Here is a 12,574-nt window from a genome sequence, read left to right as displayed (position 1 = left end):
CAACGCTATCCCACTTCGCCGGGCTTCCGCCCGTGTTGCCCACAACTTGGCGGCACAACTGTGCTAAATAATAAGGGTGCCCAAAATCGTTGATGCCGCAGCCCGGCGACAGGAAGTTGTCGAAGCAGTTTTCAGGATCATCGCGACGGACGGGCTGGAACGGGCCTCACTGCGCGAAGTGGCTGACGAAGCCGGGCTGGCGGTGGGTTCCGTCCGCCATTACTTCTCCAGCAGCGACGAGCTCCTAGCCCATTCCTTCGGCGTTGCGGTCGACAGGATCACCGGAAGGCTGGACGAGGCCCGGGAGAACCTCACCCGGCTGGTCCCCGGCACTGCGGAGCACCGGGAGGGAGTGTTAACCCTGCTGGGCCAGTTCCTTCCCCTGGATGAGGAACGGGCGGTGGACGCGTGCGTCTGGATGGCGTTCAAAAACGCAGCCCGGATCAAGCCCTTCCTTGCCGCCGAGGCCGACCGCAGCCACCGGGCCGTGGCCGCCGTTGTCGGTTGGCTGGTCATGGAACTGCGGGCGCCCGGGGAGGCAATGGACGGCGACGGCCACCTGGGCCTGGTGACCGAAGCGGAGCGGCTGCTGGCTACCTTGGACGGGCTGACGATGCATGCTTTGCTGCAGCCGGAATGGATGACTGCCGAAATGTGCAGGGACGTCCTGTCGTCCCACCTGCACAGCCTTGGACAGTCTGAAACCACCCATTAACGTCAGTAGTCAACAGGATTAGACTGGGACAGTAAACAAGCCAAGGGAGGCCATTCGGATGCACCAAACAGGCGGTCCTGGCTGGCGAATCACCATGGACACTTCAGGTCCCATGCTCATCGCACTTTACGTTCGCGACGCCGCCGGCCTCGACAGTGCCGGGCGTCCGGCACTGTGTCACATGGCACCGAAGATCCGTCCGGTGGACCACACCAACCTCACGTCCGAAGTGGGCGGGATCAGCGCGCTGAAGACTGAATGGGAGGCTTGGTGGGAGCAACTGCTCAAGGCGCACCCGCAAATGACCCCCGACGTGACGCCCCCCGACTTTGAGGCTTTTGGCAACTCTCCTGCACTCCAGCGCGTGCTGCAGGCGCATTTCGGTTCGGCGCTGACGTGGGCGCGGGAGCGCCGCGCAGAATACGCGGAGCTGGAAGCCGAACGGGAGGCCAGCGGCGCCCCGCAGCTCTTGGGCGACATGGTGGAGGACCGGCTGCTGGAGGTGGGCCGCGGTTCGCGGGACTTCAACCTGACCATCGTCGAACTTCCATTGACGGAACCCCGGGCCTGGTACCTCGAGCCGGACAAGATCATCATGAGCAAGGAACTGCTCTCCCAGCCTGAGGTGTTCCGAAGCTACGTCCAGCCCGTCGTGGAACTGCTCGTCTGAGGCGCTAAACGTCAGGGAGTCCCGGTAGAGACGGTCACCGTGACCTGGCCGGACCGGGCCTCCGAAGGCTGCCAGCCGTTCCTGGACGCCCGGTCCCAGCTGCGGCCTTCGACGCCGACCGCCGTCACGGACAGCGACTTCGCGTTGGCCACGGCCCACTGCGCCACGGCCCAGGCCTGGCTGCCGCTCGCCTCCAGCACGACGGTGCTGCCGTCGGCCGTCGCCGGGATGTTCCGGAACGCCGCTGCCACTTCGTCGACGACGGCCTGGACATCACCGGCTGCTTCAGGAGATTTGAGGGTGCAGTCGAGTGCTGCGGCAGACTGGCCGGTCAGGGCGGAGGCGAAGACCCTTCCCATGTCCTCGTGTTCGGCGTAGGCCTGCGGGTACGCCGAACGCTGGACCTGCTGGGCGGCGGCGGTGATTTCCAGTGACTCGTACTCCGGGATCTTCACCAGGGCGTCGTAGAACGCCCCGCTCGAATAATAAGGGTCCATCACCTGTTCCTCGGTGCCCCAGCCCTGGGAGGGACGCTGCTGGAACAGCCCGCGGGAATCCGGCCCGGCATGGTCGCCGTGCCCGATGTTGCGGAGCTTGGATTCCTGCATGGCGGTGGCCAGGGCGATGCTCGCCGCCCGCGGCGGCAGCCCCCGGCGCACCGCGACCGCCGTTATCAGGGCCGCGTTGGCCGCCTGGTCGGTGGCCAGGTCGGCTTTGCGGGACCCTACGACGGCAGTGCACTTTTCGGCAATCAGCGTTTCCGAGCGTTGGATAAAGGCCACGGCCGTGTAAACGCCGCCGGCAATAAGTGCCAGAGCCAGCCCCAGGACTAGCAGGCGGCGCAGGCCACGTCTCCGTGACACGAAGTTACTCCCTCACGCCCTGGACGGGCCGGTTGACTTCTGCGGGCGGACGGAATCAGTTGGCGTGGAGTGCCTCATTGAGTTCCACGGTCTGGCCCTTGCGGGGGAGTACCTCCACCGCGCCGGTCGAGGAATTCCGGCGGAACAGCAGGTTGGGCACGCCGGAGAGCTCAACGGCCTTCACCACCCGGGTGGTGTCCTCGCCGTCGGCATCCTTGGGCCCGACCACGCGGACGCGGGTCCCGGCCGTGACGTACAGGCCGGCTTCCACCACCGAGTCGTCGCCGATGCTGATTCCGACGCCGGAGTTGGCGCCCAGCAGCACACGTTCGCCGAGGGAGATCTTTTCCTTGCCGCCGCCGGAGAGGGTGCCCATGATGGAGGCCCCGCCGCCGACGTCAGTGCCGTCACCGGTTACAACGCCTGCAGAAATGCGGCCTTCCACCATGGAGGTGCCCAGGGTGCCGGCGTTGAAGTTCACGAAGCCCTCGTGCATGACCGTGGTGCCTTCGGCGAGGTAGGCGCCAAGGCGGACGCGGTCGGCGTCGGCGATCCTGACCCCTGCGGGCACCACGTAGTCCACCATGCGCGGGAACTTGTCCACGCCGTAGACAGTCACGGCTCCGCGTTTACGCAGCTTGGCCCGGGTCAGCTCGAAGCCGTCTACGGCGGCCGGGCCGAAGTTCGTCCAGACGACATTGGGGAGCTTGCCGAAGATGCCGTCCAGGTTGATGGTGTTGGGCTGGACCAGCCGGTGCGAAAGCAGGTGCAGTCGGAGGTAGGCGTCCGCGGTGTCGGCGGGGGCTTCGTCAAGGTGAACCTGGACGAAAACAACCTGCTGCTCGGTGCCGCGGTCGGTGTCGCTGCCGGCTGCGGCGATCTCGGCAAGCACGGGATCCGCGCTTTCCACATTCCGGAGGCTGTCCGCTGCGGTTCCGAGGGACGGCGCGGGGAACCAGACGTCCAGCACGGTGGCCTCGCCGTTGCGGGTGGAAATGGTGGCCACACCGTAGCCGTAGGCGGAGCGGGCGTCGGTGGACGCGGAATTGTCAGCGGGCACGGCGGAAGCAGCAGCGGTTTCAGTCATGCCCCCAGTCTATCGAGAGGGAGGCTCAGGTCTCGAACTAGACTGTCATCGTGACTGCTCAAACTGCCTCTGTCCGCCTGGATCTCCGCCAGGACGTCGCCCTCCTCACCGCTGCGCTCATCGACATCAACAGTGTCTCGGCCAACGAGAAGGAGCTGGCCGACGCCGTCGAACATGCCCTGCGGAAGATTCCGCAGCTTACCGTGGTCCGCGACGGCGACTCCATCATTGCCCGGACCGCACTTGGCCGCACTGAGCGCGTCATCCTGGCCGGACACCTGGATACGGTGCCACTCCCCACCACCGAAGGGGCCCTCGGCACAGTCCCCTCGTTCTGGCCGTCCGGCGCGCCGGGGGAAGGGCTGCTGTATGGCCGCGGCACCACGGACATGAAGGGCGGCGTCGCGGTGCAGCTGGCGTTGGCGGCCACCATGTTCGACGGCGGCGCGGAGCCGGGCAAGGACGTCACCTTCGTGTTCTACGACCACGAGGAAGTGGAAGCGGTGAAGAGCGGCCTCGGGCGGCTGGTGCGCAACCATGGCGGCCTCCTGGACGGCGACTTTGCCATCCTGCTCGAGCCGACGCACGGAACGGTGGAGGGCGGGTGCAACGGCACCATGCGGTTCGAGGCAACCACCATCGGTGAAGCAGCACACTCCGCCCGGGCCTGGATGGGAAGCAACGCCATCCATGCCGCCGCACCCATCCTCGCGAGACTGGCAGCCTACGAACCGGCCACCATCAACGTGGACGGCCTGGACTACCGGGAAAGCCTCAACGCGGTGAAGATCAACGGAGGCACGGCCGGCAATGTCATCCCTGACCGCTGCGTGGTGGAAATCAACTACCGCTTCGCTCCGGACAAGACTCCGGATCAAGCCGAAGCCCACGTCCGCGAACTCCTCGACGGGTTCGATGTGGTCAAGACCGACAGCGCGGCCGGTGCGCGGCCGGGGCTGAACCATCCGGCTGCCGCATCCTTCGTGGCCGCTGTCGGTGCCGAGCCCAAGCCGAAGTACGGCTGGACCGACGTCGCGCGTTTCAGCGAGCTGGGTATTCCCGCGGTCAACTTCGGCCCGGGCGATCCCTTGCTGGCGCATAAGGACAACGAGCACGTTGACGCTGACGCGGTCCGTGAATGCCTGAGGGCGCTCCGGACGTGGCTGGCCAACTAGGCGGACAACGTCCCTGCTAAAGCAGGAAGGCCCTGATCCTTTGATCAGGGCCTTCCTGGTTCTCGCGTTCGTTACTGCTATTTCACTTCGGCTTCAATCGGCTCAGGCTCCGCTTTGGCCACGCCGCCGGCGGCCTTCTTGGAGCCGCGGCGTTCAATCCAGACTGCGATGCGCGAAACGCAGATGTTGATCGCAATGTAGATCGCAGCGGCTACGAAGAAGATCGGGAACAGGAACTGCGTTCCCAGGAAGTCGGCCATGACCTGCACTGCCCGGAGCAGCTCACCGTACGCGACGATGTAACCCAAGGACGTATCCTTCAGCAGCACCACGAGCTGGGCCACAAGCGAAGGCATCATCCGGCGGACGGCCTGCGGCAGCTCAATGATCATGCGGGACTGGAAACTTGTCAGGCCAATGGTGAGGCCCGCTTCACGTTGCCCCTTGGGCAGGGACTGGATGCCGGCGCGGATGATCTCCGCAAAGACAGCCGCATTGTAGAGGACCAGGCCGGCCACCACTGCGATGAATTGGTTGGTGCCAAAGACCAGCAGGACGAAGAACATCATCAGGACGACTGGCATGCCGCGCAGGAATTCCAGCACGATCCGGGTGGGAATCCGGATCGCGGCGAGGTCGGAAATCCGAAGCAGGCACACCAACAGTCCCAGAGGGAACGCAATGACGGCGGCAACAGCGGCAGCGCTGAGGGTGGCGCCGATGCCGTTGCCGAGCAGCGTCCAGACGTCCGCGCGGGTGAAGATGGCCCAGCGGCGTCCCTCGAAGATGCCCTGCTGCGCCAGCGTACTGACGATCCACGCTAACAGGCCAAGGATCAGCAGGGACCCGACTACGGAACCGATCAGTGAGACCCGGCGGGCTTTTGGCCCAGGGACGTCGTACAGAACTGAGCTCATCGGGCGATCGCCACCTTTCGTTCGACGGTGCTCGCCAGGATGCCCAGCGGAACAGTGATCAGCAGGTAGAAGAATGCCACTCCGAGGAGAACGGCCAGGACCTGGTCGCCATTGGAATTGGCCAGCTGGCGGCCGTAACCGAACAGCTCAAGAACGAAGAAGGCGCCGGCAACGGAGGAGTTTTTCACGAGCGCGATCAGGATGTTGATCAACGGCGGGATCACCGTCCGCAGTGCCTGCGGGAGAATGATCAGGGAAAGCACCTGGCCGAATTTCATGCCAATGCTGCGTGCTGCTTCGGCCTGGCCGACGGGAACGCTGTTGACACCGGAGCGTACGGCTTCCGCGATGAAGGCCGCCGTGTAGGCACTCAGGGCAATGATGGCCGCCACCTCAAACTGCTCGAATTTCACGCCGAGCCGGGGCAGGACGATCGCGGCAAAGAAGAAAGCAATGGTCAGGGGGGTGTTCCGCAGGATCTCCACATAGGCCATGCTGAAGCCGCGGAGGGCAGCAACAGGGGAAACACGGGCTGCGGCCAGCACGGTTCCCAGCAGGAGGGCGATGACTCCGGACACGGCGGACAGGAACAGGGTTCGGAGAAAGCCTTCCCAGTAAAGTGGCAGGTTTTCGATGATGACGTCCATAACATCCTTTGGCTGTGTGTCGCGGACGGGAGCGAAGATGGGAGCGGCGGTTGCCGGAGGCGCGGTACGCGGACTCCGGCAACCGCCGGCGCTATTTAGTAACGGTTGATGGCCGGGAGTTCCGGAGCCGTCTTGATGACGGCGCCGGCGGTGGCTTCCCATGCCTTCTTGTAGGAGCCGTCCTTCGCGAATTCTTCCAGCTGGTCGTTGATCCAGTTGCGGAAGACGGTGTCGTCCTTCTTCAGGCCGATGCCGTAGGGCTCCTTGGTGAAGGTCTCATCCGAGGCCAGCTTGAAGGCGTCAGGTTCCTTGTCCACGAAGCCGGCAAGGATCACGTTGTCGGTGGTGATGGCTTCCACCTGCTTGTTGCGCAGCGGTTCGAGGCAGGCAGAGTATGTGGCTGCGGGAACGAGTTCTGCTCCGTACTTCTCCACGATGGTGCCGGCAGGGGTGGAACCGGTCACGGAACAGACCTTCTTGCCCTTGACGTCCTCGGGCTTCTTGATGGTGTCGTTGTCCTTGTTAACCATGAGCGCCTGGCCGGCCTCGTAGTACGGCCCGGCAAAGCTAACGACCTGCTTGCGCTTGTCGTTGATGGTGTACGTGGCGATGACCAGATCCACCTTGCCCTGTTCGATGAAGGGCTCGCGGTTGGCCGAGACAGTCTCCGACCATTCGATCTTGTCCGCAGCAATGCCCAGCTTGGCGGCAATCAGCTTGCCCATCTCGACGTCAAAACCGATGGGCTTGCCGTCAAGGCCGACCTGGCCGAACAGCGGCTGGTCGAACTTGGTGCCGATCTTGATGGTGCCGGCGGAGGAGAGCTTCGCCATGGTGCTGCCAGCTGCGAAGGTGGGCTTCTCGGCGACCGTGGGGTTGCTGGTGGTGCCGGTGCCGCCGCCGCCGCAAGCGCTCAATGTCAGAGCGAGGGCTGCTGATGCTGCAACCACAAAGGACTTTCGTCGGGTCAAAAATGCCTTCATGACATTACCTTTCATTGGCGGCCACTGTGGTGGCCTGGGTGCGAAGTGAGTAGGTGCGGTCTCGGGGAATCAGTGGGTGAGGAGCTTCGAGAGGAAGTCCTTGGCGCGGTTGCTCTGCGGGTTCGTGAAGAACTCCTCAGGCGTCGCGTCCTCGACGATCTGGCCGTCGGCCATGAACACCACGCGGTCGGCGGCTTTGCGGGCGAAGCCCATCTCGTGGGTGACCACGATCATGGTCATGCCTTCCTTGGCCAGCTGGATCATGACGTCAAGGACTTCATTGATCATTTCCGGGTCAAGCGCGGAAGTGGGCTCATCGAAGAGCATGACCTTCGGCTTCATGGCAAGGGCCCGGGCAATCGCCACGCGCTGCTGCTGGCCGCCGGAAAGCTGCGCCGGGAGCTTGGGTGCCTGGTGTCCCACGCCGACACGCTCCAGGAGCGCCATGGCGTCCTTGTCCGCCTGCGCCTTGGGCACACCCTTGACCTTGATGGGCCCCAGGGTGACGTTTTCCAGGATCGTTTTGTGGGCGAAGAGGTTGAAGGACTGGAACACCATGCCGACGTCGGCACGCAGCTTGGCGAGTTCCTTGCCTTCCTCCGGGAGCTCCTTGCCGTCGATGGCAATCTTGCCGTCGTCGATGGTCTCCAGGCGGTTGATGGCCCGGCAGAGTGTGGACTTACCGGAACCGGAGGGTCCGATGACCACAACAACTTCGCCCTTGCGGACGTTCAGGTTGATGTCCTTGAGTACGTGCAGCTGGCCGTAGTGCTTATTCACGGCTTTCAGGGAGACGAGAGCTTCGCCGGGCACTTGAGTAGTCATAAGAGAGAATCTAGCGAACATTAGCGGGATATGACGGCAATCACTCCAACTTCCTGCAGATCGTGATTCAAGAGATACCTGCAGGTCAGGGCCCCGGGCAGCCTCTGCAACAGGATCGGACGCGCCGGACAGTCTGGCTTGGAGAACCGCGCTAGCCTTGGTGGATGAGTACCGATCCGCAGCCTTCTCCAACTCCAGTACCTCCCATTGCCACCCGTCACAAGGGTCCGCTGGAGCTGCGTCGAAAGCAGGCGGCCGTGGAGATGTCGGACCAGCACCTGCTGGACACGAAGGGGCCCGGCCAGTTTGTCCACACTGACCCGTGGCGGGTCCTCAGAATCCAGAGTGAGTTCGTGGAAGGCTTCGGTGCGCTCGCGGACCTCGGGCCCGCCGTCAGCGTGTTCGGCTCCGCACGCACCAAGCCGGGCTCCGTCTATTACGAACTGGGCGTTGAGGTGGGCCGCAAACTGGCCGAAGCCGGGGTGGCCGTCATTACCGGCGGCGGACCGGGCTCCATGGAGGCTGCCAACAAAGGCGCCGTCCAGGGCAACGGTGTATCGGTGGGTCTCGGTATTGAGCTTCCGTTCGAGCAGGGACTCAACCAGTGGGTGGACCTCGGGATCAACTTCCGCTACTTCTTCGCACGGAAAACCATGTTCGTGAAGTATGCCCAGGGATTCATTGTGCTGCCTGGTGGCCTGGGCACCCTGGACGAACTCTTCGAGGCGATGGTTTTGGTCCAGACGCGGAAGGTCACGTCCTTCCCCATCGTCCTCCTGGGCACCGCTTTCTGGGGGCCCATGCTCGACTGGATCAGGGGCACTCTGGTGGAAGACGGCATGATTTCCGAGAAGGACCTCGGCCTTATCCAGGTAGTCGATGAGCCGGCGCACGCGGTGGACCTCGTTATCCACGGTGCCATCCGGCCGCCGCAAGGCAGCGGCACTGGCAACGGCACTGGCGGGCCGAACGGCAACCAGCGGCCGGAATAGCGGCCGCGCCGGCGTCTGGCACGATGGATCCTGTGAGTTTCTTCCTGATCTTCCTCGTCATCGCACTGATCGGCGCCGCGCTGTTCTTCGGAGCAGATTTTACGTCCGGCATATTCCGGCGCCGGCATTCCGGAGGCCCCGCGCTGTTGGACGGATTCGACGAGCCTGTGGCCTCACTGCCGCCGGTGCTGCTTCCTGCCGACGCTGCACCGGCCGACGTCGACCGGATCCGGTTTGCTTTGGGCCTGCGAGGCTACCGCATGGACCAGGTTGACCAGGTGCTGGATGAACTCCGTGACCAGCTTGCCGCCAAGGACCGCGAAATTGAGCGGTTGCGGACGGAACTGCGCGCGCCGGCACAGCCGGGGGAGATCGGGCCTTGAACAGACCGGGCACGTCCGCGGACCGGGTGGGGCCGGACCGAACCCTGGGACTGAACGGCCTGGTGCGAACCAAAGTTGCGTCCGCCGCCGCGCGTGCCGGCACGTGGCGGTGGTGGGCGCAGGTGGCAGGCGTCTACGTTGCTGCGCGTATCGTCAGTGCCTGCATCTTCATGGCGGCGGCCCTGCACCAAGGCGTCAACCCGTGGTTCCCCGCGGAACCCGACTACTGGAACTTCATCAATATCTGGGATGCCCGCTGGTATGGCGAGGTGCTCCGGAACGGATATCCGAGCCAGCTCCCCGTGGACGAAAGCGGAAACGTCCAGGAGAACGCCTGGGCTTTCTACGGGCTGTTTCCGATGCTGGGGCGGGCGTTGTCGGCCATGACTGGCCTGGACCCCGCACTGGCCCTCACATTCATCGCAATGGCATCCGGGCTGGGGGCCGCCCTGGTGGTGTACTGCCTCTTCCGGCAGAAAGCCGGCCACCGCACGGCCATGTGGGCAGTGGTTTTCTTTTCCACCTTCCCCGTCGCCGCCGTGCTCCAGGTTCCCTATGCCGAATCGCTGAACCTCCTGCTGCTGGCGTCAGCACTCCTCCTGGTGATGCAACGGCGGTACCTGTGGGCCATGCCGGTAGTGCTCCTCATGTGTCTTTCCAGGCCAACGGGGGTTCCGTTCGCAGCGATGGTGTGCGGGCTGCTCGCGTACCGGCTGTGGCTGCGGAACCGTCCTGCCGCCCCGGGCAGTCCGGCGGCACAGCACAGTGGTCGGGACCTCGCGGCGTTGGCGGGCCTCGCCGCAGTCAGCGGACTCAGTGCCCTGATCTGGCCTGCCATCGCGTGGGCAGTGACCGGCGATCCCGCCGCCTATACCAATACGGAAACCGTCTGGCGCGGCCACGACCTCGTGCCGTTCAAGCCCTGGTTCGACACTGGAATCCAGCTTTTTGGACCTGTGCTGGGCGTCCTGGCTCCCTTTGTCTTTGTCGCCGTCTTCGGGCTTGCCATGACGTCCCCGCCCGTGGTGGCGCTGGGTGCTGAGCTGCGGCTCTGGTGCGTCTGCTACATGGGCTATCTGCTCGTGTTCCTGCACCCCCAGACCAGCACATTCCGCATGCTGCTGCCGCTGTTTCCGCTGGCCCTGGGTGCAGCCCTGCTGTCCCGATCCCGGGCATACCGCGGGACTGTGGTCACCATGTTCGTGCTGCTCCAGATTGTCTGGATCGTCTGGCTGTGGGCCTGGGCCGAACTGCCCGGCGGGGGAGACTATCCGCCGTGAGACGTCCGTGAGCCGGTCCGCGGAGCTATGACGCACGGCACAGTCGGCCGCAATTTTCCAAGCGATGAAGAAAATCCATCAATTAGCTACAGGCGGGTAATTACAGGATAATAGGGGTTAAGCATGAACAAATTGCATTCAGAACTGTTCAGCCATGGCGGTAGCTGCTAGGCCGCCATGGGGCTTGATTGACGACGCGGCCACAGCCCGCCCGGGCTGGTAGGTCCTGGGACTATTGGAGGGGATTTTCCTCATGGCGGCTATGAAACCACGCACCGGCGACGGCCCTATGGAAGTAACCAAAGAGGGCCGCAGCTTGATTATGCGTGTGCCGCTCGAAGGCGGGGGGCGGCTTGTGGTCGAACTCAACGCGGCGGAGGCGGCAAACCTTAAGGAATGCCTCGTCGGCGTTACCGAATAGATTTGCTGGGGCGGGGTCCGCGGCCGTAAGGCTGCGGGCCCCGCCTTATTTTTTAACCGCTACCAGCAGCCCGTCGCCGGTGGGCAGCATTGCCGAAGCCAGGCGGTCGTCGTCGCGGATGGATTTGCCAACCTGGCGCAGCACCACCGTGGTGGAATCCCGGGCAGCCGGGTTGGCCACGCGGTCCTTGTCCAAGGCATCGTTGATAATCAGCAACCCGCCACGCTTGAGCAGCCGGATGGCTTGTTCGACGTACCCGGGGATGCCCGGCTTGTCCGCGTCAACGAACACCAGGTCGTACGCGCTGTCGGTCAGCCGCGGCAGGACGTCGCCGGCGCGGCCGGAAATAGTGCGGGTGCGGTTGGCGGGGCTGCCCGCTTCCTGGAATGCCTCCCGCGCAGCCCTGAGGTGCTCAACGTCCACATCGATGGTGGTCAGGACCGCCTGGGGTCCGAGCCCGCGGAGCAGGCAGACGCCGGACACGCCTGCACCGGTTCCGATTTCTACCGCTGTCTGTGCCTTGGATGCCGCAGCCAATACGGTAAGCACCGCTCCCACGCCCGGTCCCACCGGAGTCACGCCCAGCTCAAAGGAACGCTCCCGAGCGTGCAGCAGTACTTCATCCTCGGCAGGCAGATCTTCTGCATAGGACCAGCTCGTGGACTTATCGGCGCTCATGAGGATTCGCTTTCTGGGCGGCAAGGGGATTGTTCCTATCAGCGTACTGTGTCAGGGGGTGCCGGGCCCGGAGGTGGCGAGTCGGCAGGCTGTGGCTTCCGGCCGATGTGACGGGGACCACCCTGTTCCGGGGTCCGGAGGCGCGGGTCGTTCCGCCCAAGGCTGAAGCCCTGCAATAGTCAGGAAATTCCCAGCCAACTTTGAAATGATTGGAATCCGCTCATCCAGGAGGTGATCGGCGCCGAAGCACTGGTGTCAGCACCATCCAGGCGTTAGTTCCATCCATGAGGGGAGTGGACGATGTCAGCATCAGTTGTGGCACCTGTCCCGGCAATTGAAGATTCAGTGGCCCAGCCGGACACCGAGTGGGTCAGGCCAACCTGGGAGGAAGTGGTCACGAACCACTCCGCCAAGGTCTACCGCCTTGCCTACCGCTTAACCGGCAACAAGTACGACGCCGAGGACCTCACCCAGGAGGTGTTCGTCCGGGTTTTCCGGTCGCTGGAGAACTTCAAGCCCGGTACGCTCGACGGTTGGCTGCACCGGATCACCACCAACCTCTTCCTGGACCAGGCGCGGCGCAAGAGCCGCATCCGCTTCGATGCCCTCGCTGACGACGCCGAATCGCGGCTGCCGGGCCGCGAGCCCGGTCCGGAACAGAGCTTTGAATTCAACAACCTGGACCTCGACGTGCAGGCCGCCCTCGAAGAACTGCCGCCTGACTTCCGGGCCGCCGTCGTACTTTGTGACCTTGAGGGCCTGTCCTACGACGAGGTGGCCGAGGCCCTGGGCGTCAAGCTTGGAACCGTGCGGTCCCGCATCCACCGCGGCCGCACCATGCTCCGCGAAAAGCTGGCGCACCGTGATCCCCGGACCAGGCAATCCCTCAAGCCGCGGCTCAAGCTGCCGCGCGTCGCCGGCATCCTCTGATCGGCTCC

General features: G+C 64.3%; 15 protein-coding genes. 8 read left to right on the top strand and 7 right to left on the bottom strand.

Annotated features, from left to right (window positions below; all coding sequences use genetic code 11):
• The first annotated feature begins 76 nt into the window (after window positions 1-76).
• Both ACSQ1X_RS14295 and ACSQ1X_RS14290 read left to right on the top strand, forming a co-directional pair.
• Complete coding sequence (locus tag ACSQ1X_RS14295; RefSeq protein WP_436058132.1) at window positions 77-715, top strand: TetR/AcrR family transcriptional regulator; 639 nt, start codon at window positions 77-79, stop codon at window positions 713-715.
• 58 nt (window positions 716-773) lie between these two features.
• Window positions 774-1,385, top strand: a complete 612-nt coding sequence (locus ACSQ1X_RS14290; RefSeq protein ID WP_055796723.1) for a hypothetical protein — start codon at window positions 774-776, stop codon at window positions 1,383-1,385.
• Between the two features lie 11 nt (window positions 1,386-1,396).
• On the opposite strand, the gene ACSQ1X_RS14285 is transcribed toward ACSQ1X_RS14290, so the two are convergent.
• Window positions 1,397-2,248, bottom strand: a complete 852-nt coding sequence (locus tag ACSQ1X_RS14285) for a hypothetical protein (protein WP_436058131.1) — start codon at window positions 2,246-2,248, stop codon at window positions 1,397-1,399.
• 55 nt (window positions 2,249-2,303) lie between these two features.
• The gene (gene dapD, locus ACSQ1X_RS14280) at window positions 2,304-3,335 is read right to left on the bottom strand and encodes a 2,3,4,5-tetrahydropyridine-2,6-dicarboxylate N-succinyltransferase (protein WP_436058130.1); all 1,032 of its coding nucleotides are present in this window, start codon (window positions 3,333-3,335) and stop codon (window positions 2,304-2,306) included.
• A gap of 50 nt (window positions 3,336-3,385) precedes the next feature.
• Between dapD and dapE the strand changes: the two genes are divergently transcribed.
• Entirely contained in the window at window positions 3,386-4,510 is a 1,125-nt protein-coding gene (gene dapE, locus ACSQ1X_RS14275) for a succinyl-diaminopimelate desuccinylase (protein ID WP_436058129.1), read from the top strand.
• Between the two features lie 77 nt (window positions 4,511-4,587).
• Here dapE and ACSQ1X_RS14270 read toward each other — a convergent pair whose 3' ends face one another.
• The 4 genes from ACSQ1X_RS14270 to ACSQ1X_RS14255 form a co-directional block, all read right to left on the bottom strand.
• Window positions 4,588-5,427 (bottom strand): amino acid ABC transporter permease, encoded by an 840-nt coding sequence (locus ACSQ1X_RS14270; RefSeq protein WP_055796711.1) that lies wholly within the window; start codon window positions 5,425-5,427, stop codon window positions 4,588-4,590.
• Window positions 5,424-6,074 carry an amino acid ABC transporter permease gene (locus ACSQ1X_RS14265; protein ID WP_055796710.1) on the bottom strand — a complete coding sequence of 217 codons (651 nt, stop codon included), beginning with the start codon at window positions 6,072-6,074 and terminating at the stop codon, window positions 5,424-5,426. The genes ACSQ1X_RS14270 and ACSQ1X_RS14265 overlap by 4 nt, the downstream gene beginning before the upstream one ends.
• Window positions 6,075-6,169: 95 nt before the next feature.
• Window positions 6,170-7,057 carry a glutamate ABC transporter substrate-binding protein gene (locus ACSQ1X_RS14260; RefSeq protein ID WP_055796707.1) on the bottom strand — a complete coding sequence of 296 codons (888 nt, stop codon included), beginning with the start codon at window positions 7,055-7,057 and terminating at the stop codon, window positions 6,170-6,172.
• 69 nt (window positions 7,058-7,126) lie between these two features.
• Window positions 7,127-7,882 carry an amino acid ABC transporter ATP-binding protein gene (locus ACSQ1X_RS14255; RefSeq protein ID WP_028269433.1) on the bottom strand — a complete coding sequence of 252 codons (756 nt, stop codon included), beginning with the start codon at window positions 7,880-7,882 and terminating at the stop codon, window positions 7,127-7,129.
• Between the two features lie 164 nt (window positions 7,883-8,046).
• Between ACSQ1X_RS14255 and ACSQ1X_RS14250 the strand changes: the two genes are divergently transcribed.
• From ACSQ1X_RS14250 to ACSQ1X_RS14235, 4 genes are all read left to right on the top strand, one after another.
• Window positions 8,047-8,874, top strand: a complete 828-nt coding sequence (locus tag ACSQ1X_RS14250; RefSeq protein ID WP_055796704.1) for a TIGR00730 family Rossman fold protein — start codon at window positions 8,047-8,049, stop codon at window positions 8,872-8,874.
• Between the two features lie 23 nt (window positions 8,875-8,897).
• Window positions 8,898-9,257, top strand: a complete 360-nt coding sequence (locus ACSQ1X_RS14245) for a DivIVA domain-containing protein (protein ID WP_436058128.1) — start codon at window positions 8,898-8,900, stop codon at window positions 9,255-9,257.
• A gap of 44 nt (window positions 9,258-9,301) precedes the next feature.
• The gene (locus tag ACSQ1X_RS14240; RefSeq protein ID WP_436059341.1) at window positions 9,302-10,537 is read left to right on the top strand and encodes a hypothetical protein; all 1,236 of its coding nucleotides are present in this window, start codon (window positions 9,302-9,304) and stop codon (window positions 10,535-10,537) included.
• 253 nt (window positions 10,538-10,790) lie between these two features.
• Window positions 10,791-10,958, top strand: coding sequence for a DUF3117 domain-containing protein (locus ACSQ1X_RS14235; RefSeq protein ID WP_009357720.1), 168 nt, complete (start codon window positions 10,791-10,793; stop codon window positions 10,956-10,958).
• A 45-nt stretch (window positions 10,959-11,003) separates the two neighbouring features.
• Here ACSQ1X_RS14235 and ACSQ1X_RS14230 read toward each other — a convergent pair whose 3' ends face one another.
• Window positions 11,004-11,636, bottom strand: a complete 633-nt coding sequence (locus ACSQ1X_RS14230) for an O-methyltransferase (RefSeq protein WP_436058127.1) — start codon at window positions 11,634-11,636, stop codon at window positions 11,004-11,006.
• Window positions 11,637-11,936: 300 nt separating this feature from the next.
• Between ACSQ1X_RS14230 and sigE the strand changes: the two genes are divergently transcribed.
• Complete coding sequence (gene sigE, locus ACSQ1X_RS14225) at window positions 11,937-12,566, top strand: RNA polymerase sigma factor SigE (RefSeq protein WP_436058126.1); 630 nt, start codon at window positions 11,937-11,939, stop codon at window positions 12,564-12,566.
• Window positions 12,567-12,574: the final 8 nt, after the last annotated feature.

Source organism: Arthrobacter sp. LjRoot78 (genome assembly GCF_964254335.1).
In the GTDB taxonomy this organism is placed as follows: domain Bacteria; phylum Actinomycetota; class Actinomycetes; order Actinomycetales; family Micrococcaceae; genus Arthrobacter.
Note: the sequence above shows the minus strand (reverse complement) of the source record. Positions and strands in the feature narration are given on the sequence as shown.